The 25,395-nt window shown below is 52.4% G+C and carries 24 protein-coding genes; 15 read left to right on the top strand and 9 right to left on the bottom strand.

Annotation, left to right across the window (positions count from 1 at the left end; genetic code table 11):
* Positions 1 to 124: 124 nt before the first annotated feature.
* The 4 genes from mutY to gldD all read left to right on the top strand — a co-directional run bounded on the left by mutY (position 125) and on the right by gldD (position 3,700).
* Positions 125 to 1,201: an A/G-specific adenine glycosylase gene (mutY, locus tag FOA19_RS08855; protein ID WP_149090370.1), complete on the top strand. Its 1,077-nt coding sequence runs from the start codon at positions 125 to 127 to the stop codon at positions 1,199 to 1,201.
* 45 nt (positions 1,202 to 1,246) lie between these two features.
* Complete coding sequence (locus tag FOA19_RS08850; RefSeq protein ID WP_149090369.1) at positions 1,247 to 1,729, top strand: single-stranded DNA-binding protein; 483 nt, start codon at positions 1,247 to 1,249, stop codon at positions 1,727 to 1,729.
* Between the two features lie 236 nt (positions 1,730 to 1,965).
* Positions 1,966 to 3,114 carry a transporter associated domain-containing protein gene (locus FOA19_RS08845; RefSeq protein WP_149090368.1) on the top strand — a complete coding sequence of 383 codons (1,149 nt, stop codon included), beginning with the start codon at positions 1,966 to 1,968 and terminating at the stop codon, positions 3,112 to 3,114.
* A complete protein-coding gene (gene gldD / locus FOA19_RS08840; RefSeq protein WP_149090367.1) occupies positions 3,101 to 3,700 on the top strand; it encodes a gliding motility lipoprotein GldD in 600 nt (199 codons plus the stop codon). Before FOA19_RS08845 ends, gldD begins: the two co-directional genes overlap by 14 nt.
* A 128-nt stretch (positions 3,701 to 3,828) precedes the next feature.
* On the opposite strand, the gene xth is transcribed toward gldD, so the two are convergent.
* Positions 3,829 to 4,602 carry an exodeoxyribonuclease III gene (xth, locus tag FOA19_RS08835; protein ID WP_149090366.1) on the bottom strand — a complete coding sequence of 258 codons (774 nt, stop codon included), beginning with the start codon at positions 4,600 to 4,602 and terminating at the stop codon, positions 3,829 to 3,831.
* Between the two features lie 108 nt (positions 4,603 to 4,710).
* On the opposite strand from xth, the gene FOA19_RS08830 reads away from it, so the two are divergent.
* The 5 genes from FOA19_RS08830 (at position 4,711) to recG (ending at position 9,776) form a co-directional block, all read left to right on the top strand.
* Positions 4,711 to 5,328, top strand: a complete 618-nt coding sequence (locus tag FOA19_RS08830) for a GNAT family N-acetyltransferase (RefSeq protein WP_223808792.1) — start codon at positions 4,711 to 4,713, stop codon at positions 5,326 to 5,328.
* A 243-nt stretch (positions 5,329 to 5,571) separates the two neighbouring features.
* Positions 5,572 to 6,141: a Crp/Fnr family transcriptional regulator gene (locus FOA19_RS08825; protein ID WP_149090365.1), complete on the top strand. Its 570-nt coding sequence runs from the start codon at positions 5,572 to 5,574 to the stop codon at positions 6,139 to 6,141.
* Between the two features lie 66 nt (positions 6,142 to 6,207).
* Positions 6,208 to 6,762 carry a GlcG/HbpS family heme-binding protein gene (locus FOA19_RS08820; protein WP_149090364.1) on the top strand — a complete coding sequence of 185 codons (555 nt, stop codon included), beginning with the start codon at positions 6,208 to 6,210 and terminating at the stop codon, positions 6,760 to 6,762.
* Positions 6,763 to 6,783: 21 nt separating this feature from the next.
* Positions 6,784 to 7,191 carry a hydroxyisourate hydrolase gene (gene uraH / locus FOA19_RS08815; RefSeq protein ID WP_149090363.1) on the top strand — a complete coding sequence of 136 codons (408 nt, stop codon included), beginning with the start codon at positions 6,784 to 6,786 and terminating at the stop codon, positions 7,189 to 7,191.
* A gap of 488 nt (positions 7,192 to 7,679) precedes the next feature.
* Positions 7,680 to 9,776 carry an ATP-dependent DNA helicase RecG gene (gene recG, locus FOA19_RS08810; protein WP_149090362.1) on the top strand — a complete coding sequence of 699 codons (2,097 nt, stop codon included), beginning with the start codon at positions 7,680 to 7,682 and terminating at the stop codon, positions 9,774 to 9,776.
* Between the two features lie 43 nt (positions 9,777 to 9,819).
* Here the strand turns inward: recG and FOA19_RS08805 are convergent, their stop codons facing one another.
* Positions 9,820 to 10,050, bottom strand: a complete 231-nt coding sequence (locus FOA19_RS08805) for a hypothetical protein (protein WP_149090361.1) — start codon at positions 10,048 to 10,050, stop codon at positions 9,820 to 9,822.
* A 441-nt stretch (positions 10,051 to 10,491) separates the two neighbouring features.
* On the opposite strand from FOA19_RS08805, the gene FOA19_RS08800 reads away from it, so the two are divergent.
* Positions 10,492 to 11,943, top strand: coding sequence for a hypothetical protein (locus FOA19_RS08800; RefSeq protein WP_149090360.1), 1,452 nt, complete (start codon positions 10,492 to 10,494; stop codon positions 11,941 to 11,943).
* 216 nt (positions 11,944 to 12,159) lie between these two features.
* Here the strand turns inward: FOA19_RS08800 and FOA19_RS08795 are convergent, their stop codons facing one another.
* The 5 genes from FOA19_RS08795 to FOA19_RS08775 all read right to left on the bottom strand — a co-directional run bounded on the left by FOA19_RS08795 (position 12,160) and on the right by FOA19_RS08775 (position 20,277).
* Positions 12,160 to 13,947 carry an acyl-CoA dehydrogenase family protein gene (locus tag FOA19_RS08795; protein ID WP_149090359.1) on the bottom strand — a complete coding sequence of 596 codons (1,788 nt, stop codon included), beginning with the start codon at positions 13,945 to 13,947 and terminating at the stop codon, positions 12,160 to 12,162.
* Positions 13,948 to 13,962: 15 nt separating this feature from the next.
* On the bottom strand, positions 13,963 to 15,141 hold the full coding sequence (locus tag FOA19_RS08790; RefSeq protein WP_149090358.1) for an acetyl-CoA C-acyltransferase: 1,179 nt from the start codon (positions 15,139 to 15,141) through the stop codon (positions 13,963 to 13,965).
* Positions 15,142 to 15,225: 84 nt separating this feature from the next.
* Entirely contained in the window at positions 15,226 to 17,628 is a 2,403-nt protein-coding gene (locus tag FOA19_RS08785; RefSeq protein WP_149090357.1) for a 3-hydroxyacyl-CoA dehydrogenase/enoyl-CoA hydratase family protein, read from the bottom strand.
* A 163-nt stretch (positions 17,629 to 17,791) separates the two neighbouring features.
* Positions 17,792 to 18,226 carry a MarR family winged helix-turn-helix transcriptional regulator gene (locus FOA19_RS08780; protein ID WP_149090356.1) on the bottom strand — a complete coding sequence of 145 codons (435 nt, stop codon included), beginning with the start codon at positions 18,224 to 18,226 and terminating at the stop codon, positions 17,792 to 17,794.
* A 284-nt stretch (positions 18,227 to 18,510) separates the two neighbouring features.
* A complete protein-coding gene (locus tag FOA19_RS08775) occupies positions 18,511 to 20,277 on the bottom strand; it encodes an AMP-dependent synthetase/ligase (protein WP_149090355.1) in 1,767 nt (588 codons plus the stop codon).
* 154 nt (positions 20,278 to 20,431) lie between these two features.
* Here FOA19_RS08775 and FOA19_RS08770 point away from each other — a divergent pair, with 154 nt between their 5' ends.
* The 5 genes from FOA19_RS08770 (at position 20,432) to FOA19_RS08750 (ending at position 24,744) form a co-directional block, all read left to right on the top strand.
* On the top strand, positions 20,432 to 21,580 hold the full coding sequence (locus FOA19_RS08770; RefSeq protein WP_149090354.1) for a formimidoylglutamase: 1,149 nt from the start codon (positions 20,432 to 20,434) through the stop codon (positions 21,578 to 21,580).
* Positions 21,581 to 22,078: 498 nt separating this feature from the next.
* Positions 22,079 to 22,315 carry a cytochrome b5 domain-containing protein gene (locus FOA19_RS08765; protein ID WP_149090353.1) on the top strand — a complete coding sequence of 79 codons (237 nt, stop codon included), beginning with the start codon at positions 22,079 to 22,081 and terminating at the stop codon, positions 22,313 to 22,315.
* Positions 22,316 to 22,369: 54 nt separating this feature from the next.
* Positions 22,370 to 23,221 (top strand): N-acetylglucosamine kinase, encoded by an 852-nt coding sequence (locus FOA19_RS08760; protein WP_149090352.1) that lies wholly within the window; start codon positions 22,370 to 22,372, stop codon positions 23,219 to 23,221.
* Complete coding sequence (murQ, locus tag FOA19_RS08755; RefSeq protein ID WP_149090351.1) at positions 23,218 to 24,024, top strand: N-acetylmuramic acid 6-phosphate etherase; 807 nt, start codon at positions 23,218 to 23,220, stop codon at positions 24,022 to 24,024. Before FOA19_RS08760 ends, murQ begins: the two co-directional genes overlap by 4 nt.
* 150 nt (positions 24,025 to 24,174) lie before the next feature.
* Positions 24,175 to 24,744: a hypothetical protein gene (locus FOA19_RS08750; RefSeq protein WP_149090350.1), complete on the top strand. Its 570-nt coding sequence runs from the start codon at positions 24,175 to 24,177 to the stop codon at positions 24,742 to 24,744.
* A gap of 139 nt (positions 24,745 to 24,883) precedes the next feature.
* On the opposite strand, the gene FOA19_RS08745 is transcribed toward FOA19_RS08750, so the two are convergent.
* Together FOA19_RS08745 and FOA19_RS08740 are read right to left on the bottom strand one after the other, a co-directional pair.
* Positions 24,884 to 25,078, bottom strand: a complete 195-nt coding sequence (locus FOA19_RS08745) for a hypothetical protein (protein ID WP_149090349.1) — start codon at positions 25,076 to 25,078, stop codon at positions 24,884 to 24,886.
* Between the two features lie 50 nt (positions 25,079 to 25,128).
* Positions 25,129 to 25,323 (bottom strand): hypothetical protein, encoded by a 195-nt coding sequence (locus tag FOA19_RS08740; protein WP_149090348.1) that lies wholly within the window; start codon positions 25,321 to 25,323, stop codon positions 25,129 to 25,131.
* Between the last annotated feature and the right edge of the window lie 72 nt (positions 25,324 to 25,395).

Here is a 25,395-nt window from a genome sequence, read left to right as displayed (position 1 = left end):
TACAGCACCCTGAAATCGGGGCACAAAGGTAGTCGGCCTTTTCGGAAAGTAAAACAATTTATGTAAAAATCTGCTTCTCTTGCGGCGGCGTAAGAACAGCAAACCAATATGTTAAAGCCTTTTCATGGCCACCAGCACCCCCACTTTCTTTAGTAATACCCTTATAGAATGGTACCACCGCCATCAGCGCCCTTTGCCCTGGCGGGAGACCACAGACCCTTACGCCATCTGGCTCTCGGAGATAATCCTGCAGCAGACGCGGGTGCGGCAAGGGCTGCCGTACTACCTTAGATTCATGGAGCGTTTCCCCACGGTGCATGACTTAGCAAACGCCCCCGAAGATGAAGTATTGCGTCTCTGGCAAGGTTTAGGCTACTACTCCCGGGCCAGAAATCTGCACTACACGGCTAAACAGGTGGTGGCTGAGTTTGACGGCCAGTTTCCAGGTAACTACCAGGGATTGTTGCAGTTAAAGGGCGTTGGTTCCTATACTGCGGCGGCTATTGCCTCCTTTGCCTACCGTGAGCCGGTGGCAGTGCTGGACGGAAACGTGTACCGTGTGCTGGCCCGCGTGTTTGGCCGCCACGAGAACATTGCCGCGCCTGCCAGCAAGAAGGTCTTTGAGGAAATTGCCAACCACCAGATTCCCACCGATCATCCAGACACCTACAACCAGGCCATTATGGAGTTTGGGGCTATCCAGTGCACGCCGGTGAACCCAGATTGCCTGTTCTGCCCCTTGCAGCAGGATTGCTTCGCATTCCAGAATGGTTTGGTGAACCTGCTGCCCGTGAAAGAGAAAGCCAAAAGCAGCCGTCACCGGTTTTTGCACTATCTGGTACTCCAGCACGAAAACAGGTTGTATTTGAAAAAACGGCCCGGAAACGACATCTGGCAAAGCCTGTATGATTTCTTCCTGGTGGAGACAGACACGCTTCACCCCGACCCTGAGGTTTTCCAGGAACAGGTTTCCGAAGCATTGGGCATTCCGTCGGCTTCTTTCACCAGCACCGGCAAAGTGTACAAGCACATCCTGAGCCACCAGAAAATATCGGCGCAATTTTATCTGGTTTCGCTTCCTTTTCGTTTAAGGGAAGAAACAGAAGAATCCATAGGAATACAGCTATATTCTATTGATGAAATAGAAGAACTTCCTAAGCCTATTTTGATTCATTCATTTTTAAATGAGCATTTTTTTTAGTATTTTTATAAGCTAAATCAAATTTAAACCACCAGATTTCAATCTATGGCAAGCATTAATAAAGTTATCTTAATTGGCAACCTTGGCAAAGATCCGGAAGTGCGTCACTTAGAAGGCGGCGTGGCGGTAGCCCGTTTCCCGCTGGCCACCTCTGAAACGTTCAAAGACAAGAACGGAGATCGGCAGGAGCGCACCGAGTGGCATAACATTGTGGTATGGCGCGGCCTGGCAGAGGTGGCAGAGAAATACCTGAAGAAAGGCCAGTCTGTCTATATTGAAGGTAGAATAAGAACCAACAGCTACCAGGACAAAGATGGCGTGCAGCGCTATAGCACTGAGATTGTGGCCGATAACATGACTATGTTAGGCGGACGCGGCGAAGGTGGCGCAGGCCAAAACGGCGGAAGCTTCGGTAACGATGCCGCCCCTGCCAGCGTAAGCAATACCAGCAGCACCGCTGGCCAAAGCAAAGGTGGAAGCTCTAAGTCTGTGGCCTATGACGAGGAGCCAGACGATCTGCCTTTCTAACCTATTGTTGAACCAAACATTGACTTTTGGAAAGTATACCTCCATTAGGAGAGCCCTCCAGTTGGGGCTCTCTCTTAACTTTATCCCTTCCAGCCGTACATGAGGTGGATTGGGTTCTTCCTTCTGCTCTCCTGGCGCTGCTCTTAGTCGGCACCCTTGTCCTTACCGCTGCGTTGGCGGCCTTTCAACAGTTTCTTAGCACCACTTCCTTAACGTCTGCCCAAAAGGCGGCGGCTTTGCCAACAAACCTTTACACAGAACCGGAGAACGCTGTTCTGGCCGGGGTATTTCTGGCGTCTACCCTTCACCTGTTGACCGGTTTAACAGGCTTTTGGCTTCTGAGAAACCTATTCGCTGCCTCTACCGGCCATCCCTGGCTTTGGGCCAGTGCAAGCCTTGCTGTACTGGCAACCGTCTTCCTGATGTTGCGCGGGTACTTCGCCAACTGGGGACGCCGCAAACAGGAATCTTCTTCCAGCCCGGTACTTTTAGGTATTCTCAAGTCTGTTCAGGCCATCGGTTCACCTTTTGTCTCGCTCATTCTTCCGTTGAAAGAACTGGTGGGGCAAACCCGGGTGGCCTTTGGCACGCCCTCGCCCACAGAAGAACTTTCCCTTTCACTGGACCAAGCCCCCACAGAACCTGCCTCGCCAGAAGAAAAAGGGTTGTTGAAAGCCATCGTGAATTTCAGTTCCATAACCGTTAAGCAGATCATGCGGTCCAGGGTAGATGTGATTGCCTTGCACCGTCGGTTGCCGTATTCTGCCCTCCTGAAGCAGATTCAACAGTGGGGGTACTCGCGCGTTCCGGTGTACAGCCAGGGGCTGGACAAGCTGGACGGCATCTTGTATGTAAAGGACATTCTCCCCTACCTGAACGCCCCCGCAGATTTTGTGTGGCAAAACCTGATCAGAACCCCTTACTTTGTACCGGAGAACAAAAAGATAGACGAGCTGTTGCGCGAGTTTCAGGAGCGGCGCGTGCACATGGCGTTGGTGGTGAACGAGTACGGCGAAACCACCGGTCTCATTACCTTGGAAGACGTGATTGAGGAAATTGTAGGGGAGATCCACGACGAGTTAGACGAAGAAGAGGACCACTACTACACGCAATTAGACGAGCACACCTACCTGTTTGAGGGACGTACCTCGCTGCACGATTTCTGCAAGATAGTGGACCCGCCTGCCGATCTGATGAAAGACACCAAAGACAACGTGGAGTCTGTGGCCGGCCTCATGCTGCGTCTTTTCTCCCGCATTCCGCACACCGGCGAAGAAATTCAGTGGGGCCCTTACCTCTTCCGCATTGAAGCCGCCGACAGTAAAAAAATAAAGAAAGTACGGGTACACGAGCCGGTACCCCACCCGCATAATGAGAAAGAATAACCTTTTCAATTTTATCGCCCTTTTGGGCGGATTCCTGTTTCTGTCTGGCTGCGCCGAAGAGTACACGCCTAAACCAAAGGGCTTCAACCGCATTGACCTGCCTGATCCGCAGTACACCCAACTGCAGGAGCAGCACCCCTATACCTTTGAGCACTCCGTCTACGCCAAAATCCTGAAAGACTCCTCGCGCATTGCGGAGCCGCACTGGATAGACATCTACTACCCTCGTTTTAAGGCCAATATTCAGTTAACGTACAAGAACTTCAACCAAGACCCTAAGATGTTCAACGGCTTGGTAGAGGATGCCCGCAAACTTACTTCCCGGCACCAGATAAAAGCCTACGCCATTGAGGAAACCCAGATCAAGACGCCCACCGGTATTACCGCCAGCGTGTTTGAACTGGAGGGCGAGGTGCCCAGTCAATTCCAGTTCTACCTCACTGACAGCACCAAGCATTTCTTCCGGGGCGCGCTTTATTTCAGAACCGCCACCTCCAATGACTCCCTGGCCCCAGTCATTGAATACCTGAAGAAAGACGCCGTGCACTTGTTAAACACTTTACACTGGACAGAGCAGGTAAAATGATGTAGCGTTTAGATGCTGCTTTTGAGAAAACTGGCCCTAAACGGAATTAAGGCATTGCTTTCTAAATACAAAAAGGCTTGTTTGAGACGCTAACTCTCAAACAAGCCTTTCTATTTATAAGCCGTTTTTCATAAATCAAGCTTAATCCAGACGGGGCCATGGTCACTGGACTTTTCCCAGCCCCTTACCTCATGGTCTACTCCAGCGGAGGCTAGCTTTCCAGCCAGGTCGGGACTGAGCAACAGATGGTCAATGCGGAGGCCGGCGTTGCGGCCGTAGGCGTTCCGGAAGTAGTCCCAGAAGGTGTAGATGGTTTCATTAGGATGAAGTTGCCGAAGCGCATCAGTCCAGCCCTGGGCTATCAGTTGCTCAAACGCGGCGCGGGTCTCTGGCCGAAACAGCGCGTCTTCCACCCACCTTTCGGGTTTGTAGGCATCCATTTCAGTGGGAATCACATTGTAGTCGCCGGCCAGCACCACCGGGCTATTGGAGGAAAGCAGCTCAGCGGCGCGGGCTCTAAACCGATCAAACCATTGCAGCTTGTAGTCAAACTTAGGCCCGGGGGCCGGATTGCCGTTGGGCAGGTACAGACAGCCTATCAACACCCCGTTCACCCTGGCTTCCAAGTAGCGGCTTTGGTCATCCTCAGGGTCACCCGCCAGCCCTCTGCCCACCTCCTCGGGTTTCTGCCCTTTGGCCAGGATCGCGATGCCGTTCCAGCTTTTCTGCCCGTGCCAGATAGCCTGGTAGCCTATGTCCAACAATGCCTGTTCCGGAAACTTCTCCTGCGGCGTCTTCAATTCCTGGAGACAGGCCACATCCGGCTGGGTTTCAGTTAGCCAACGAAGCAAAACCGGCAAGCGGGCATGTATTCCGTTCACATTGTAGGTAGCAATTTTCATGGGAAGAGAAATAATAGATTATTGGAAATGGCCTGAAAGCTTCCAGTATCATACGGACGCAGCCTAGGCAAGGTCATACCCAACGCGGGTTTGCCAGAATGAAGCCTTATGGGTAGTTTCAACCCCACTACGCAGCAGAATAAAGGTGGGCTGCTGTATTCCGCTTTCTACTTACTTACCGTCAAACGCTTTTACCAGATGCAACCCCAACCTTACACCATCAGAAAAGCAGCCCCAGATGAATTTGCAGCGCTAGGCCAACTCATGGTGCAGGTGTACTCCCAACTGGACGGCTTCCCGAAACCTGAGGAACAGCCGGCCTATTACCAGATGCTTTCCAACATCGGGGAGTTTACCCAACACCCGGGGGTAGAGATTTTGGTGGCAGTTTCTGAAAAAGGCACCCTAAACGGAGGCGTGGTTTTCTTCCGAGACCTGCAATTTTACGGCTCAGGCGGCACGGCCACCCAGGAGAAGAATGCCGCTGGCTTCCGGTTGCTGGCGGTGTCCCCCGAGGCCAGAGGGCTGGGTATCGGCAGGGCCTTGACCCAAGCGTGTATCCAACGCGCGAAAGATCATCAACTGTCGCAAGTCATCATCCACAGCACCAAGGCCATGCAAACCGCCTGGAAGATGTACGAAAAGCTTGGGTTCAGCAGATCAGAAGACCTGGACTTCATGCAAGGAGAGTTACCGGTGTTTGGGTTCAGGCTGCATTTGAAGTAGCCCTAACCTGGGGTGATCAAGATGTACGGCAAGACGGTTTCTGAGGCAACTCCAATTACATTTTTAATACGACCTCAAGGAAGTAGTTTCTGAGAAGGTGCAGCACATGGTAGAGCAACAAAACCAATCTTCCGCTTTGAGCCTGATTTTAGGAAAATAACTCTGAAATGGCTTGTCTGGCTCTTGGTAAAACAAGCATAAGGGAAAACGGTTAGTGAAAGACAACTTCCTTCTACTTGCAGCATGTACCAACGGTTAAGAGACTACATCACGGCCAGAGTGCCCACAGATGACCACACGCTGGATGCTATCTGCGCGCATTTTACGCCTCTCAAGACCAAGCGCAACCAACTGCTGCTCCAGTATGGCGAGACCTGCCAGCAGTATTATTTTGTCAACAAAGGATGCATCAGGCTTTTCACCTTGAACAAAGACGGGGTAGAGACGTCACGGTTCTTCGCGTTTGAGGGAGGCTTTGGCACCGCCCTGCCCAGTTTCATTGAACACGCCCCCGCCACTGAGTACATGCAAACCATTGAGAAGTCTGAGCTGCTGCAAATCTCCAGAACAGATTTTTACCAGTTGGTAGATACCGTGCCGGCGTTCGGGTTCATTTACCGGCAGATTCTTGAGTTGGGCTTTATCACCGCCCAGAAGAGAATCTACGGTTTTCAGGGGTTTGACGCGCTGGAGAAGGTGCAATGGGTGATTCAGTACCAGCCAGATTTTCTGCTGCGCGTCTCCAACAAGATGGCGGCCTCGTACCTGGGCCTCACTCCCAGCACCTTAAGCAGGGTAAAAGCCAGGCTCTGAAAACGTTGTCCTAGGTCAATGTTTGGCGGTGCTGCCTCTGGTACCTTTGTAGAAAGAGCCACCCGCATGAAAAATACCGCCTTTTTATTGTTTCTGCTTTTCCCCAGCCTGCTGTTGGCGCAGGAGGCAGCCTCCAAGAAAAACACCCCGTCAGCCAGACAAGCCTCCAGTACCGCTCCAGACCGGAAGGAGTTCACCGTAGCCTCCCACCAGCTCACCCTAGCAGCGGCCCTGCAGATGCACCGCCAAGCCGTGGCCCAGGCTGGCACCCTGCAAAAGGAAATCGCCTTTGCGGTGGTGGATGCCTCGGGGCAGACCATTTTACTTCTCAAAGGCGATGGCGTGGGACCGCATAATACTGAGGCCGCCCGCCGGAAAGCCTTTACCGCCCTTTCCACCAAAACCATGACCCTCCTCCTGGGCAGAAACGCCAAAACCAACCCTGACACGCAGAACCTGGCCCATTTGCCAGAGCTTCTCCTGTTAGGCGGAGGAGTTCCCCTTTGGTACCAAGGACAGGTCATCGGGGCAGTGGGTGTGGCCGGCGGCGGAGGCCCGGAACAGGATGACCTCATTGCCAAAGCCACCGCCCTTACAGAAGCCGGTATTACAATTCATTAATTTTTAACCTAAGAACAAGCCATGAAAAAGATTCTTTTCAGCATCCTGCTGAGCGTACTCACCACCATCGCCTTTGCCCAGACGCATACCCACCAACTCTCCAGCCACATTCTGGATATCTCCACAGGTAAGCCTGCCGTGGGTGTTCCCGTAAAACTGGAGAAGCTCAATGAGCAGACCAAAACCTGGTCGCAGGTAGAGGTTAAAACCACGGACGCAAACGGCCGCATCAAAGACTTTCTGGACTACCAGAAATCAGAGAAAGGCATTTACCGGCTCACCTTTCTGGTAGCCGATTATTTCAAAGTCCAGAAGGTAGACAGTTTCTATCCATTTATTGAGGTGGTGTTTCAAAACAAAGACAAGGACCATTACCACGTGCCTATTACCCTTTCTCCTTATGGGTACAGCACCTACCGGGGAAATTAAGCGCTTCAGCAAAGGCGTACTGTCCGCAAGAGGAACTTCCATAATGGGGGTTCCTCTTGCTGTTTGCGTCAAGGGCGAGGAGACCGTTTACAAGCTGATTCCCAGAAAACAGGCAAAAAAAGCCCCGGTGTACACCGAGGCTCCTTACTTGCCACTCCATGGCTTAACGCTCGCCCAGCGTGATAGGTGCTTACCGTTAACCAGTAACAGCCTAGCACAGATGTTAGCTCCTTTCTTTAGTGAATAGATATAGCTACATACGAAATACCCTATACTTGGATTCGGGTTTAAACACCCAATTTCACCTTACCCAGGAAAAAATTCAGCATAGGTCGCCAAACAAGGGATGCCCTTTGACCTTGACACAAAACCGGCTAATCCCATTAGCCCGCCTCCTATCTTTTGCGTAATTTTACGGGGCGGCTCTCTTCCCGTTTCCGATGCCATTTCTTGGAAACAGGCTTAAAACATAGCTGCTTTTCCTATCAGTGTCATCAGGCTTTTTCCATACCAAAATTGAGTTCTTGAAAGGGGTTGGTCCGCAGCGCGCCACGCTGTTGCAGACCGAACTGGGCATTTTCACCTACGGCGATCTCATCCAGCATTACCCTTTCCGGTACATGGACCGTACCCAGTTCCACGAAATCGCGGACCTGAACGAGGACATGCAATACGTGCAAATCAAGGGCCGTATCTTGGAGAAAAACCTTTTGGGCGAGGGCCGCAAACAGCGCCTCTCGGCGATTATCAGAGACGCCTCGGGTGAGATGGAACTGGTTTGGTTCAAAGGCGTAAAGTGGCTGAACGTGCAACTGAAAGTAAACCAGGAGTACATCGCCTTCGGGAAGCCCAGCCTGTTCAACGGCAAGTTCAACATGGCCCACCCCGAGTTGGAGGAAGCCACCGAGGTAAAACAAGGCCAGTGCTTTCTGCAGCCCGTCTACAACACCACCGAGAAACTCAAGAACCACCGGGTAGACAGCAAGGTCATCGGAAAGATGATGGCCGATCTGCTCAAACAGGCGCCCACGCACCTCTCAGAAACCCTTACGCCCGAGTTGGTAGACCACTACCGCATGGTCTCCAAACGCGAGGCCATGCTGCAGGTGCACTTCCCCACCAACTGGGACACCTTGCAGGCTGCGCGCTTCCGGTTGAAGTTTGAGGAGCTTTTCTATACCCAGCTCAAGCTGCTGCGCACCCGCACCAAACGCAAAGCAGAACTGGCGGGCCAGGTCTTCAGCAAAACGCCCACGCTCACCGAGTTCTACAAAAACCACCTGCCCTTTGACCTCACCAACGCTCAGAAACGGGTAGTGCGCGAGATTTACCAGGATGTAACCGCGGGCAAGCAAATGAACCGCCTTCTTCAGGGCGATGTGGGCAGCGGCAAGACCATCGTGGCCTTTGTGACCATGCTCCTGGCCTCCGACAACGGCGCCCAGGCCTGCATCATGGCCCCTACCGAGATCCTCGCCGACCAGCATTACCAAGGCCTAAAGAAATACGCCGAGGCTTTGGGCATTCTGCTGGGCAAACTCACCGGCTCCACCAAAAAAGCCGATCGCCGCGTGTTGCACGAGCAACTGCGCAGCGGCGAGATGAAGATGATTGTGGGTACGCACGCCCTGCTGGAAGACGAGGTGCAGTTCCAGAACCTGGGCCTTTGCATAGTGGACGAGCAGCACCGTTTTGGGGTGGCCCAGCGGTCTAAACTCTGGCAGAAGAACCCACGCGTCATCCCGCACGTGCTGGTCATGACGGCCACGCCAATCCCCCGAACGCTGGCCATGACCTTATATGGCGATCTGGAAGTATCGGTGATTGACGAGCTGCCCGCCGGCCGCAAGGAGATCATCACAGTGCACCGCTATGACAGCAATCGCCTAAAAGTGTTCGGGTTCATCAGGGAGCAGATCAAACTGGGCCGTCAGGTGTACATTGTGTATCCGCTCATTGAAGAATCGGAAGGACTGGAGTACAAAGACCTAATGGACGGGTACGAGAGCGTGACCCGCGCTTTCCCGGAGTACCGCGTGAGCATGGTACACGGCAAAATGAAACCGCAGGACAAAGACTTTGAAATGCAGCGCTTTGTGAAGCATGAGACTCACATCATGGTGGCCACCACCGTGATTGAAGTAGGCGTTAACGTGCCCAATGCCAGCGTAATGGTGATTGAGAATGCCGAAAGGTTTGGCCTGGCCCAGTTGCACCAGCTGCGGGGCCGCGTAGGCCGGGGCGCCGAGCAAAGCTACTGTATCTTAATGACGGGCTACAAATTGAGCAAAGAAGGGAAAACGCGCATAGAGACCATGGTGCGCACGAACAACGGCTTTGAGATTGCCGATATTGACCTGAAACTGCGTGGCCCGGGAGATTTGATGGGAACCCAACAAAGCGGCGTGCTGGACCTTTTGATAGCTGATCTGGCAAAGGATGCTAAAATCCTGAAAGAGAGCCGTCATGCGGCCCTGCAGATCATAGAAAAAGATCCGGACTTAAGTCTTCCGGAGCATGCCAACCTTCTGCGGCACATCCGGTCGCTGAGTGCCAACGCCGTGAATTGGAGCCGGATCAGCTAGACCTTAGTCTGGATCTTTTACTTCTGGTAATTAGCGAACTAAATTAATTGAAGGAGTAAGTAAAGGTTTCTTCAGAATTTTGGTTTTTAGCGGTTGGTACTACTAAGGTATTGGTTTGCTGGGCTCTAGGGGAAGTCTCCTGGATATTCAACGAGTAAGTATCCTCGGTTGCACTATTCCCTTTCTTACTGATTTCACTGGTTGCATCCTCTTTTAGAAATTTTCCAACTAAGATCATCCCTACTAAAAAGAGCATTTTAAAAATGAATTTCATAAACTAACTATAAAAAGATATTTAATCAACTATACAAGCAAAATACGTGTCTCAATCACAAAGAACTATCAACAGAAAATCATGTTTTTGTTAAGTCTTCTTTAACAGATTTCCCCCGGAGTTTCCATTCTATCTTATCACTATTTTGACAAGCCTAGGCATTTACGGTTACACTACAATTGGGTTATCATTATGTCCTAAAAGTTATCCACAAGTGTTCGTTAGCCACAATTCCTATATTTTAATATAAAATTTTTTAATTATTTGTATACCCTTCTACCTGATTTACAAACGGCTGCAAAGTTAGACATTAATTTTCTAATTACATTATTCCGCTACACATTTAACATTTCTATTATATTACCCCTCTTCTACTCGCATATAATTAATGTCTTACATGAACATATGGGGTATATTTGCCAAAATTCAAATTATACATTTATGCGTTACCCTTTCCTGCTTCTATTTTTCTTGTTTCTGGTAAATTCATTGCCCGTAATTAGCCCGGCGCAGGCCCAAAAAATAAAGTCATCTCCTTTCTCCTATACCCCCGAGGCAGCCGGTGACCAGTACAACCAACGGATTCCTAAGAAAGCCTACACGGTAAGCCCCACAGATTTCGTGATCCTCAGCCGTACCGCCGACAACAGCTATGCGGTTATCCGTTACGGTGCCGACCTGAAGCCCACCTGGACCACCCCGGTTTCCCTCTTAGGCCAGGAAACGGTGGAAGCTTTCTCCTACAACAATCAGACCGTTCTGCTAATCACGCATCGTGTACAAGCCGATCAAGGCAGCCAAGCGCTCTACGGCCGCCTGTTTGACGTAAATACCGGCAAAGAAATAAAGCAAACCAAGTTGCTGGAAGCCCCCAGCAAAAGCCGCCGCCTGGCAGTTGCCACCTCCGCCGATGCCTCAAAACTGGTAGTCTACCATGCTGTTACCCGCAATGAGGAACTTCGCTCCATGCAGGCCGCGGTCTATGACGCCTCCCTTACCAAGATAAAAGACAGAACCTATGACTTTGCCGGCGCCGGCACCCAGGTGAGCGCCCAGGTGCAGATTGACAACCACGGAAACCAGTTCGTGAGCATCCTTACCAACAACTCCATGCGCCTGAGCGTGCGCCGCTACAACAACCGCGACAACGAGATCAAAGTGATGGAGGTCCAGGTGGGCGGGGTATTTGATGGCGAGAAGGTGTACGTGATGGACACTTACTTCAAGTTGCACCAAGATAGCAGCCTTTACGCGGCCGTGCTGGTAGCCGAGGAGAAGAAAGGCGAGTACCACAGCCTGAAGATGGTAAGGTTTGACTACGCCGCCGGCAACATGCGCTTCGCGGATGAGTTCCGGTTTACGCCCGAGTTCACCGAAAAGCTCAACAAAGCCACCGGCGCCAAACGCCTGGAAGACATTTACCTTTCTGATATCCTCATCAGCACCGAAGGCCAGACCCTGATCATGGCAGAGAAAAAATACACCGAAGGCGGAGAGAACAGCGACTATCACGCCAAGGAACTCCTGCTGTTTGCCTATGACGAGTACCTACACCCCACCTGGAACTCAGTAATCCTAAAAAACCAGACCGCTCCTGCTGCTGAAGGATTTGCTGGCATTTCGTACAACGCGCACCTCACCGGGAACCGTCTGCAGATTCTCACCCTGGAGACTCTAAAGGGCAAAACCGATCTGTATACCCGCTCCATTCACCTGGTAACCGGTGCCGCCGAACCGCCCAAAGCCGTAGGCCTCAACGTAGCCAATGACCAGCAGGTAGCCTTCGTGAAAGACTTCACTACCTGGCTCAACGAACGCACCATCACCGCCGTGAACCGGCCCAATAAATCCTCCAAAGGCCTAAGGCTAAGTCGGATTACCTTCAAAGATTGAGCTGTTTTAAGGCTGATTTTATTAAATGAGGCTGAAATAAGGTAGGGCAATCCCTTGTGGTTGCCCTTTGGCAAATACCACGGTAAAGGGCAACCACAAGGGATTGCCCCTGCCTAGAATTGGATATTTGTTTTGCTCATAAAACAGAAAGCCCCACCATATTGGCGGGGCTTTCTGTTTTTAGTGGCATTTAGCTAAAACATGCCTAAAACTTGGTTAGTACACAAACTCGTTGGCTTTGATCATCTCAGCAGCGATACGGCGGCGGGCTTCTTTGGTGTTGAACGGCTCCAGTTTGGTGAAGCGTTTCAAACCGATCAGCAGCAGTTTCTGCTCATCTCCTGGCTCAGTCATAGCGGCGATGGCTTCCTTACCGGCTTTGTTGATGCGGTCCGCGGCATCGTTGATGACCACACGCACCATATCCAGTTGGCGGGCATGCGCTTCTTCGCCGTCACGACTTACTAGTTTCTCCACACGCAGCAAAGTAGACTCCGCGATGTAGGCTTGGATGGCCATATCCGCGATGTACATCAGGACTTCCTGCTCCTTGTCCAGGGTCATCATGAACTTCTGCACGGCAGTTCCGGCGGTCAGCAACATGGCTTTCTTGAACTTCCCAATAGCCTTTTTCTCATAGGCAAACAGGGTGGTGTCTTCGTCTCCGAAATCAGGAATTTCCATCAATTCCTGCTGCACGGCAGCGGCAGGCCCCATCAAGTCCAGTTCGCCTTTCATGGCTTTCTTCAAGACCATGTCTACAATGAGCATGCGGTTGATCTCGTTGGTTCCTTCAAAGATGCGGTTGATCCGGGCATCGCGGTAGGCGCGGTCCATAGGATAATCAGCGGAATAGCCGTAGCCTCCGTAAATCTGCACCCCTTCGTCTACTACATAATCCAGCACTTCGGAGCTGTCCACCTTCAGGATAGCAGCTTCTACGGCGAACTCACGGGCAGCTTCCAGCACAGCTTCGTTGTAGCTTTTTCCGGCGGCCAGCAGTTCCTGCTCTTTGTTGTAGATGTCATGACCAGCTCGGTAAAGTGCTGACTCCACCGCGAAAATGCGAATGGCCTGCTCCGCCAGTTTATGGCGGATAGCACCGAACTTAGAGATCGGAATCTTGAACTGGATGCGCTCGTTGGCATATTTCACCGAAAGATCGGCTACGCTTTTACAGGCACCTAAGCATGCCGCGGCCAGTTTAATCCGGCCAATGTTAAGGATGTTAAAGGCAATCAAATGGCCTTTCCCAATTTCGCCCAGTACGTTTTCTTTCGGTACTCGGCAATCGGTGAAGAACACCTGGCGGGTAGAGGAGCCTTTGATGCCCATTTTGTGCTCCTCGTTGCCCAGGCTCAACCCTTCAGTGCCTTTCTCCACGATGAAGCCGGTGAATTTATCGCCGTCTATTTGCGCAAACACAATGAAGACATCGGCAAAGCCCGCGTTGGTGATCCACATTTTTTGGCCGTTCAGGATGTAGTTCTCGCCTTCCACGTCCAACACGGCTTTGGTTTTTGCCGCCAGGGCATCAGACCCGGAACCCGGCTCAGTTAAGCAGTAAGACGAGGTCCACTCGCCGGTAGCCAGCTTGGGAACGTATTTCATTTTTTGCTCCTCGGTACCGAAATACAAGATAGGCAAGGTCCCTATTCCCGTGTGCGCCGCAAACGCCACCGGAAAGGAGTGACCTGGACCAACGGATTCGGTTACGAGCAAAGACGAGTTAAAGTCCATGTTCAGCCCGCCGTACTCCTCCGGAATAGCCACCCCGAACAAGCCTAAATCTCCTGCCTTTTTCATGAGGCCTTCCAACAACCCTTCTTCGTGGTTGTCCATGCGCTCTACTAAAGGCTGCACCTCTGTGTCCACAAATTGCCGGGCCGTCTCGGCCATCATGCGCTGCTCCTCAGAGAAATCCTCTGGAGTGAAAACGTCTTGGGCGTTTGTCTCCTTGATGATGAACTCCCCGCCTTTCAATGTTCTGCTTACAGTTTCCATATGTTTAGATGCTGTTTATTTTAAAAACTCATAAATACCGGCAACCCCCTGGCCACCGCCCACACAGGCCGTTACCATGCCGTACTTCTTGTTCATGCGACGCAGATCACTGAAGAGCTGCACGCTCAGCTTGGCACCGGTACAACCCAGCGGGTGACCTAAGGCAATGGCGCCTCCGTTGGGGTTGAGTTTGTCTGGGTCGATGCCCAGTTCCCGCATCACAGCAATTGACTGCGACGCAAAGGCCTCATTCATCTCAATAAAGTCAATGTCCTGCAGGTTCATGCCGGCCATTTTCAGGGCCTTCGGAATGGCTTTCACCGGTCCCATGCCCATGATGCGCGGGTCTACGCCTTCAGCCGCGTAAGACATCAGGCGGGCAATCGGCTCAATGTTCAGTTCTTTCACCATGCGCTCGCTCATCACAATCACAAAGGCCGCGCCGTCTGAGGTCTGCGAGGAGTTACCGGCCGTCACGCTACCATTTGCGGCGAATACCGGCCGCAGTTTGGCCAATTTCTCTATAGACGTATCGGCACGCGGACCTTCATCGGTGTCTACCACGTAGGAGCGGGTTTTCTTTTTGCCGTTCTCGTCCAGGTAAGTTTCTTCCACGTTGATAGGCACGATCTGATCTTTGAACCGACCTTCCTCAATGGCTTTGATGGCTTTCTGGTGCGAGGCATAGGCAAAGGCATCCTGGTCTTCACGGCTTACTTTGAAGTCATGCGCCACCGCCTCAGCGGTTAAACCCATGCTCAAGTAATACTCAGGGTGCTCTTTGGCTATTTTGTAGTTAGGAGACGTTTTCCAACCTACTACCGGCACCAAACTCATAGACTCAGTGCCCCCGGCAATGATGCAATCGGCCATGCCGGACTGAATCTTGAAGGAAGCCGTGGCAATGGTCTCAATCCCAGAGCCGCAGTAGCGGTTCATGATGGCACCCGGCACGTTGATGGGCAAGGACAACAAGGAAATCATCCGTCCCATCTGAAGGCCTTGCTCCGCCTCGGGTACCGCGTTCCCAACCAACAGGTCGTCTACGCGAGCAGGGTCTAATTGCGGCACCGAGGCCAGCAGATGCTTGATCACATCGGCGGCCAAATCATCGGGCCGGGTAAACCGGAATACTCCGCGGGGCGCTTTCCCCACGGCGGTTCTGAATCCGGCAACTATATAGGCAGTTTGCATTTTCTTTTCTGTTTTTGAGGTGTTTTGGAGAAAAAGGGCACTAAACGCGACTTCCTCTTTTCCTGAAACAATTAAACGTTAACGCTAATTCCGCAGGGGCTTACCAGTGGTCAGGATGCTCTTGATGCGCTCCAGGGTCTTGCGCTCCCCGCAGAGACTCAGGAAGGCTTCGCGCTCCAAGTCCAAAAGGTATTGTTCCGATATTTCAGACGGCATAGACAGATCACCACCGCACATCACGTAGGCCAACTTTTCAGAAATTTTGCGATCATGCTCAGAGATAAAACCGGCGGCGTGCATAGCGTGGGCACCGGTGATGAACATCCCTAAACCTCCGCGGCCCTGTACCTTTATGTTGGTCTTTGGCGTAGGTCTGGTGTAACCGGCTTCGGCCATAAGAATGGCTTCAGCCTTGGCTTCGGCGAGCTGACGGTTGGTGTTTAAAGTGATGCCATCTCCGTGGCGCATGAAACCAAGGTCGTATGCTTCTGCGGCTGAGGTGGAGACTTTGGCCGTCCCGATGGTCATGAACACGTTGCGCAAGGCGTTGTATTCCGTGTCGCCTTCTTCGTAAGCGGCCGAGGTGCGCAAGGTCATCTCCTTCGTGCCGCCTCCGCCCGGGATCAAGCCCACGCCAAATTCTACCAGGCCAATGTAAGACTCAGCCGCGGCCTGTACTCTGTCGGCGTGGAGGCAGAGTTCGCAGCCTCCTCCCAAGGTCAAGCCGTGCGGTGCGGCCACTACCGGAATAGCCGAGTAGCGCATGCGCATCATGGTGTTCTGGAACTGCTTGATCATGAGGTTGAGCTCGTCGTACTCCTGGTCCAGAGCGTACATGAACACCAAGCCTAAGTTCGCTCCGGCGGAGAAGTTCGCAGCCTCGTTGCCTACCACCACGCCCCGGAAGTTCTGCTCCGCCAGGTCAATGCCTTTGTTCAGGCCCTGGATGATCTCGCTCCCGATGGCGTTCATCTTGGAATGAAACTCCACGTTGAGGATACCGTCGCCTAAGTCAATGATGGAGCATCCGGAGTTTTTCCAAACTACGTTGGTTCCGCGCAGCACATCCAGCAAGACGAAGTTCTCGGTACCCGGTATCTGCTTGTAGTCTTTAGTAGGAATGTCATAGTACTGGCGTTGGTTGTTCTGGCTGCGGTAGAATGCCTCGTGGCCGGCTTCCAGCATCTCATAGATCCAGGCAGCAGGTTTGTAGCCGGCGGCTTCCATGGCAGAAACGGTCTCGCGTACACCAAAGGCATCCCAGGTTTCAAAAGGACCCAGTTCCCACCCGAAACCGGCGCGCATGGCATCATCAATGCGGTACAGCTCGTCTGAGATCTCCGGAATGCGGTTGGTCACATATTGGAACAGACCGAATGAAGTTTCCCGGAAGAAATCGCCGGCTTTGTCCTGGGCCTGGCTGAAGGCTTTGAGGCGCTTGCGTAAGTCTTCAATGGGCTTTAGGGTTTCCATGCTCTGGAACCGGACTTTCTGCTTAGGCCCGTATTCCATGGTTTTCAAATCCAGCGTCAGTATCTCGGTGGCGCCTTCAGGGGTTTTGGTTTTCTTGTAGAAGCCTTGACGGGTTTTATCGCCCAGCCAACCTTTCTCCAGCATCTGCTGGATGTAGCCGGGCAGTTGGAACAGGTCACGCTTTTCATCGGCCTCGCCGGTTTGGTACAAGCCTTGCGCCACTTTGGCCAGCGTGTCCAGACCTACCACATCGGAAGTCCGGAAGGTGGCTGATTTTGGGCGGCCTACTACCGGACCTGTTAAACGGTCTACTTCGTCCACGTTCAGGCCCAGTTTCTCCATCACGTGCAGCACCTGCATGATGCCATAGATACCCACCCGGTTTGCGATGAAAGCCGGCGTGTCTTTGGCCAGTACGGTGGTTTTGCCCAAGTACAGGTCGCCGTAGTTTAATAAGAAAGCAGTAATCTCGGGATCGGTTTGCTCAGTAGGAATAATCTCCAGCAACTTGAGGTAGCGGGGCGGGTTGAAAAAGTGCGTGCCGCAGAAATGCTTTTTGAAGTCCTCGGAACGGCCGTCCAGCATCAAGTGGATGGGAATCCCTGAGGTATTGGAGGTGATCAAGGTGCCGGGCTTGCGGAACTGCTCCACGCGCTCAAACACGCTTTGTTTTATCTTGAGGTTCTCTACCACCACTTCGATGGTCCAGTCGCAGGTGGCGATGCCGGGCAGATCGTCATCAAAGTTCCCGGTCTGGATGAGCCGGGCATCGGTTTTACGGTAAAGGGGGGCAGGGTTGGAGGCAATGGCGGTTTGCAGGGCGGTGTTCACAATGCGGTTGCGCACCAACTTGTTTTCCAGGGCAAGGCCCTTGGCTTGTTCCTCCGGAAGTAGTTCGCGCGGCACCATGTCCAGTAGCAGCACCTGCACGCCAATGTTAGCGAAGTGGCAGGCAATGCGCGAACCCATAATGCCCGAGCCCAGCACCGCCACTTTCTTAATGATTCTCTTCATAGTTACTCTTTTATGTATCTGAATGTGCGCTTTTGGGGGACGCACGGTTTTTCCCTTTAGTACTTCTTAGCCCACAAGAAATGAAGGCTTTATCCGAGTCACGTTTTAGACCTTTTTCTCAGAAAACAGGCGCAAAACCAGAAAATATCTCTGCCTCCCAGCTTCAGAACACCTTCTTTGACTCAATGAGGCTGTTGATTTGGCCTACCACCTGGAAGAACACCTGCAATTGGCTCTCAGGAATCATCTCCCGTACCTTCTGGTTGAACCGCCGCACCGTGACCCGGCTTACTTCCCGCTTCTCCAGCCCCAGCTCGGTGAGCAGAATCCTGACGGAGCGCTTGTCCTGCTCATCGGCTACCTTGTAGATGAGGCCTTTCTCCTCCATGCTTTTGAGGATGCGGGTGAGGCTACGGGCCTCCAGCCCCAGCAAAGGCGCGATCTTGGTGGCCGGTGTCCCTTTCTCGGGGTCAATATTGAGCAGTACAAACCCAATGGAAGTGGTGATGTCGTTTTTCACTGCCTGGGTATTGTACATGCGCGCGATGGCATGCCAACATACCTTTATGTTATAGTCTACCGTCTCGTTTGCTTTCATGTGGTGTTTCAGTCTCTTACCAAATTTAGAAAAAAATGTTATGCTTGCATACTATAAACGAAAAATTTTTCAATCTGTTAACACAAGCCCCGCTCAATCCACCTTGCTTTCGGCGGTGACAAAAGAAGGCCCGCTGCATTGCTACTTTAGCAACGAAGAACTGCTTCTGGTTTCCGTGCAGAACTCCGTTTATACCCTACATTCTGGAAAACAGGGCTAAACCAACCCAGACTGAAACAGAAGAGGAGACGCTTGGTAAGCGTCTCCTCTTCTGTTTTTCTACCCTAGGCCGTACGGTACAGGTTTTCAATCAAGCTCCGGTTGTTGTTGGTGATGACCTTGCGTTTGATACTGAGCTTAGGCGTCATCTCGCCGGTTTCAACGCTCCAAAGCTTAGGCAGCAGCACAAACTTCTTGATCTTCTCGTACTGCGCCAGGTGCTCGTTGGCTTTATCTACCTCCTTCTGGAACTTGGCCAGCACCTCGGGTTTCTGCAGCATGTCTTCATTGTTGGTATAAGGAATGCTGCGGATTCTGCACCACTCCTGCAGTCCGTCAAAAGCAGGCACAATGAGCGCCGCCGGGAATTTCTCTCCCTCACCCACTACCATCACCTGCTCCACCACCAACGATTCCTTCAGTTTGTTCTCTATCAGTTGCGGTGCGATGTACTTCCCGCCCGAGGTCTTGAACATCTCTTTCTTGCGGTCGGTGATCTTGAGGAATTTGCCTTCCACCAGTTCGCCTATGTCACCGGTATGGAACCAACCATCCGGGTCAATGACCTCAGCGGTAAGGTCGGGGCGTTTGTAGTAGCCCACCATCACGCTCTGGCTGCGGGTAAGGATCTCCCCGTCCTCGGCAATCTTGATCTCCACGCCATCCACAGCCGGACCTACGGTCCCAATTACGTTGTTCTCAGGCTCGTAGCGGTTCACGGCAATTACCGGCGAGGTCTCGGTGAGGCCGTAACCTTCCATGATGCGGATGTTGGCGCCCCAGAACACGCGGGCCAGGCGCGGCTGCAAAGCGGCACCGCCAGACACAATCACGCGCACGTTGCCGCCCAGAGCTTCCTGCCACTTAGAGAAGATAAGCTTGCGTGCCAACTTCAACTGCAGATCATAGAAAGCACCCGACGAGGTGCGGGTATCGTATTTCTGCCCCAGGCCTAAAGCCCAGAAGAAGAGTCCTTTTTTCACGCCGGTCAGTTCGCCGCCTTTGGCCACAATCTTGTCGTAGACTTTCTCCAGCAGGCGCGGCACGGTCACGAAGATGTGCGGCCCCACCTCCTTGAGATTATCGCCTACTTTTTCAATACTCTCGGCAAAGTAGATAGACACCCCCACCGAGAAGTAGATGCAGGAAACCATGCGCTCATAGATGTGGCAGAGCGGCAGAAAACTCAATGCCCGGTGTTCCTTGTTCACGGGCACGTACGGCATCACCGAGGTGAAATTGCTCACCAGGTTGTTGTGCGAGAGCATCACCCCTTTGGGGGCGCCCGTGGTACCGGAGGTATAGATAATGGAAAGCAGGTCTGTTGGCTGCACGGCGGCTTTGTAAGGCTCCAGGGTAGCGGAGTCCTCTCCATCGGCCATTTTCAGAAGCTCAGACCAGTGTTTGGCGCCGGGCACATGGTCAAAGGTGTAGATCTCCTGCACTCCGGGCACGTCTGACACGGCTTCTTTTACTTTGTTATACAGGTCCTCGGTAGAAACCAGGATGAGTTTGGTCTCAGAGTCTTTCAGGATGTAGCGGTAATCCTCCACCGTGATGGTAGGGTACAGCGGCACGCTTACCGCACCCGTCTGCTGAATGCCATAATCGGCGAAAGTCCACTCCGGGCGGTTCATGGAGATGAGGGCCACCTTGTCGTCTTTCCTGATGCCGGACTTGATCAGGGCCAGGCTCAGCTTATTGGCCGTCTCCAATACTTGCTGGGTGCTGTATTTCACCCATTCTCCATTGATTTTTGCGGCCAGACAGTCTGGTTGCGGGAACTGTTCTAACTGGTTGGTTAGTAAATCAAAAACCCGGGTCACCTTCATAGATTCTTCTTTCTAAGTGGAATAGTCGGTTAATATAACGCAAAATCATTTAAAAAAAACAAAATCAGGCTCCGCGTCTTTAACCGAATTGTTAAAAATGCTTATTCCCCATGGCTTATAAATACCTAAATTTGATTTTTGCCACAAGTACTGCATGAACCTTTCCATCTTCTTTGAACCTCTTCCGGAAGAACTCTTCGGGGGGACAGACAAGCCCAAATCCGTGGGCGGTTATTTAGCGCCTTTTATCCACTCGTTCCCAGACTGGCGCTCTGCCGAGGTGGTGCTTATTGGCTTGCCGGAGTACCGTGGCACCCCAGACGCCACCGATCTCACGTACGAGGGCCCCAACAGGATAAGGCAGGAACTGTACCGCCTCATGAAAGGGACTGGCTCCTGGCTGCTCATGGATCTGGGCAACCTGCTGCCGGGCATCCACCTGGAAGACACCTACCTGCGCCTGAAAGAAGTCATTGAAATTCTGGTTGCCGCCGGCAAGTTCCCTATTCTGCTGGGCGGTTCGCATGACCTCACCTATGGCCAGTTCCTGGGGTATGAGCATTTGTCTAAAACGGTGAACCTGGTGATGGTAGACAGCCAACCCGACATGGCGCATGTGGAAGACACCGCCCCAGACCAACACCATCTGCACCGCATTCTCCTGCACGACCCCAACTATCTTTTCGGGTTCAGCCACATTGGGCACCAGACCTACCTCACGGATACCACCACACTGGCCGCCTTTGAAAAACTTCATTTTGAACTGTACCGCCTGGGCCAGGTGCGCCAGCAGATGCAGGAGATGGAGCCCATCATCCGGCAAGCCGATCTGATCAGCTTTGACGTCTCGGCCATCCGGCACCAGGACGCGCCCGGCCAGGCTACCGCAAACCCTTTCGGGCTTACCGGCGAGGAAGCCTGCCAACTGTGCTGGTACGCCGGCCAGAATGACCAACTCAGTTCCCTAGGTTTCTACGGCTATCGCCCTGAGTTTGACCACCGGTCCTTGACGGCTATCACTTTGGCTACTATGGTCTGGTACAGCATTGAGGGCTTCTACCAGCGGCAGGGCACGCTGGATTTCCACAGCAACCAATTCCTGCGGTTTTCGGTGGGTTTCCATGACAACCCCAACAAGATGTACTTCTTCAAAAACCGGCAGAACGAGAAATGGTGGATGCAGGTAGACGACCTATCGGGCCGCCGCCCGTCCCTCATTGTGCCCTGCAGTTACCAAGACTACCTCACCGCCGCCGACGGCGAAGTCCCCAATCGCTGGATTGTGATGCAGGCGAGGCTGTAATGTGCTGATTGGTTAATGTGCTGATGTGCTATTTTATGGAGTAGGCATTTTGAATCCAGAAGGCATAGATACTTGTAACTAAAAGTGCCGCCAGAAAATTTATGCAGGCTTATTCCCTCCCTACTTTGTCATCCTGAAAGGATATTGTGGGCAAGCTGCATAATAGGTCGCTATGAAAAAGCGCATTAATTAGCAGGTTTGTTTTCAATGATGACTTTTCCTTTAGTAGCCAACTGCATTACAGTTCGCCCACAAGGTCCTTTCAGGATGACAAAGTGGGGAAAGATGCGGAGAGAATGAAAGGCTAGATGCGACGAAAGAGCAAGCAAAGAGCGAAAGACGCTTCTGACCAGTTTTTCAGAAAACAGCTCTAAAAAGGAAAGCCATCAGCTTTCTGTAATATCTTAATCACTAAAAGCACACAGCCGTCCATTTTCTAATTACCACATATTCAAATTTACAAATAGCACACTAGCATATTACCCACATTAGCACATTATGAACCTCCAAGAATACACCCGCGCGCAGTTAGCCCTCAGAAACGGACAAGACCGGGATGAGATCTGGGTGGCCTACAAGGGCGAGATCTATGATGTGACCAAGTCCAGGTTATGGCGGCGGGGGAACCACTATGAGCATTGGGCCGGCCAGGACCTTACGGAGGAACTGAAGGACGCGCCCCACACCGAGTATGTGTTTGATAAGTTTTCTGTCATCGGAATCTTAAAAAAATAGCTCTGTTTTGGGCGGTTTTTCAGAGATTTGGCCTTAGTTCTTGATTCAATTCCTATGATTCTTATTGCGGACAGCGGCTCTACCAAGACCGCCTGGCGTTTACTAGATGGCGAAGGCGTGAAAGCCCAGGCCCATACTCCGGGCATCAACCCGTATTACCAGAACAGCCAGGAAATCGCCCTTACGTTGAAGGACAACCTTTTAGCGCAGTTAGCCGGCCACATACCCCAGGAAATCTATTTCTATGGTGCCGGTTGCAGCGCCAAAGACAAGAAGGAAGCAGTGGCCTCGGCGCTAAAGGAGATTTTTCCTGCCGCCCAGATCCAGGTGAACCATGACTTGGAGGCCGCCGCCCGTGCGCTGTGCGGCCAGAGAGAAGGCATTGCCTGCATCCTGGGCACCGGCTCCAACTCCTGCCTGTATGATGGCCAAAAGATAGTGCAGAACGTGCCCAACCTGGGCTTTATCTTAGGCGACGAGGGCAGCGGCGGCTACATGGGCAAACTGCTGGTACAGGCTTTCCTGAACCAGGAACTTCCCCAGGACGTGCATGAGTTGTTCATGGCTCGCTACAACACCAACCGCGACGAGATTGTGGACCACGTCTACCGCCAGCCCTACCCCAACCGCTACATGGCCACGTACGCCCGGTTCCTGTCAGACCACAGGGAACACCCGTTCATCTACGGACTGATCTGCCAGTGCTTCGGTGATTTCTTCCGGAAGACGGTCATGAAGTACCCCAATTACCAGCAGAAAGAAACCCATTTTGTGGGCTCCATTGCGTTCTATTTCTCAGATATCCTGCGCACGGTAGCCCAACAGCACCAGATTCACGTAGGTCAGATAGTAGAAAGTCCAATTCAAGGCCTGAGCCTGTACCACCAACAGAAACTTACCGCATGAGCACAACTGAAACCGCATCTAACTACAATCATCTAGAAAAGATGAGCGTGCAGGAACTCCTCACCAACATCAACCAAGAAGACAAAACCGTGCCGCTGGCCGTAGAGAAAGCCATTCCGCAGTTGGAGAAACTGGTGGAGGCTACGGTGGCAAAGCTGAAAGAAGGCGGCCGCCTGTTTTACATTGGCGCGGGCACCAGCGGCCGTTTGGGCGTGGTAGACGCGTCTGAGTGCCCGCCTACCTTCGGGGTGCCGTTTGACCTGGTCATCGGGATCATGGCCGGCGGCGACAAAGCCATCCGGAAAGCCGTGGAGTTCGCCGAGGACGACGACCAGCAGGCTATCCTGGACCTGGACGCGTACGGCGTGAACGAGAAAGACGTGGTGGTAGGTATCGCGGCCTCGGGCCGAACCCCGTATGTGATTGGCGGTTTGCAGGCCTGCAACGAGCGCGGCATTACCACGGGCTGCATCGTCTGCAACGCAGATAGCAAAGTGGCGGCCGTGGCCAAGTTCCCGGTGGAGGTAGTAACCGGCCCCGAGTTCCTGACCGGCAGCACCCGCATGAAAGCCGGCACTGGTCAGAAACTGGCCTTGAACATGCTCACCACTTCCACCATGATCCAACTGGGCCGCGTGAAAGGCAACAAAATGGTAGACATGCAGCTCACGAACCACAAGCTGGTAGACCGCGGCGTACGCATGATCATGGATGAACTGAATATCTCTGAGGAGAAAGCCAAAGAACTCCTGGATCTGCACGGCAGCGTGCGGTCGGCCATCACCTCGGCGGCGGAACACTAAGACTTCTGTTTTGAGCCTGTTTTCTGGGAAATAGCCTTGAAACGAACAAAGGAAGATCTGCCGGTAACCGGCGGATCTTTTTTTATGCCGTTCTGCCATCCATCCCAGTGGTTTCTTCGTTATGCAATTCTGCAGTCATTCACTCTTGCCATGCACACCATTGAACCTTTCTATAACTGGATAGAGGCTTACTCGGCCTCCGAAGACGAACGCTCGCCGCTGTATGGCGCCGAGAACAACGAGAACGAATACACGCACACCATCTACGGGTACTACATCCACCCGCAGTGGGATGACATTGATTCTGAGACGCTCTTCATCAAGATACTGTACGTTGATTACCATGAGAACTACGCCGTGATAGAACTCATTGGCGAGTGGAACGATACCCTCAACAATGACATCATGACCTTGAAGCGCAACGTGCTGGACCTCATGATTGGCGAAGGCATTAACCACTACATCCTTATTGGGGAGAACGTCTTCAATTTCCACGGCTCAGATGACTCTTACTATGAGGAATGGTTTGAGGAAGTGGAAGAAGGCTGGATTGCGGCCATCGGGTTCCAGGAGTTTGTGGTGCAGGAGATGCAGCAGTTCCACTTGGATTATTACATCAACTTCGGTGGCGGGCTGGACAAGATTCCGTGGCGCACCCTGGCGCCGCCGCAGTTGTTCAACGTGGTAGACAGCATGATCCAGCGGCGATTGGGGGCTTGAGTTTTGGTGCCGTTTTCCTCTAAACAGCCCTAAAACGCAGCTGCCCATCGGTGAAGGAATCTTTACCCATTCTACCACAGGCATAAAAAAAGAGACGGCACCCTGGGGCGCCGTCTCTTTTTTGTTCTAACAGAAGAGCTTAGTTAGGATCAGCAGCGTCAACGCTGTCTTCCCGTTCTTCGGCTGCTTCTTCAGGGCCGGGGTTATCGGCATCGTCTTGAATGTCTTCGGTTTTCTCGGTCTGGTCTTCTACCTGGTTCTCCTTGGCAGAATCACAAGAGGCAAACGTCATCATACCAGCGGCCATGGCCACCATCAAGAATGTCTTTTTCATAGTTTTATTTCGTTTATGGTCAAAAGTGCGGGAGAGGGATCTGGTTCGGTTTATTCCGGATCCACTTGGTCAACGCTGTCCTTGGCTTGTCTGGCTTGTCTGGCCAGAGCAGTGTCTCCGGCCATCTCGGCGTGAGTTTCTACTTTCTCAGCTTGCTGCTCCATGTTGTTTTCTTTTTTAGAGTCACAGGCGGAGAAACTTACCACGCCCCCCAGGAAAGCAACCAGAACCAATGTCTTTTTCATAGTTTTATTTTGTCTGAACGGATAATCTTTTTCTAGGCACGCTCCTCTGTAAACCGTGGTAAATGAAGGATT

This window comes from Rufibacter hautae, assembly GCF_008271695.1.
Taxonomy (GTDB): domain Bacteria; phylum Bacteroidota; class Bacteroidia; order Cytophagales; family Hymenobacteraceae; genus Nibribacter; species Nibribacter hautae.
This window is presented reverse-complemented; position numbering and strand designations above follow the sequence as displayed.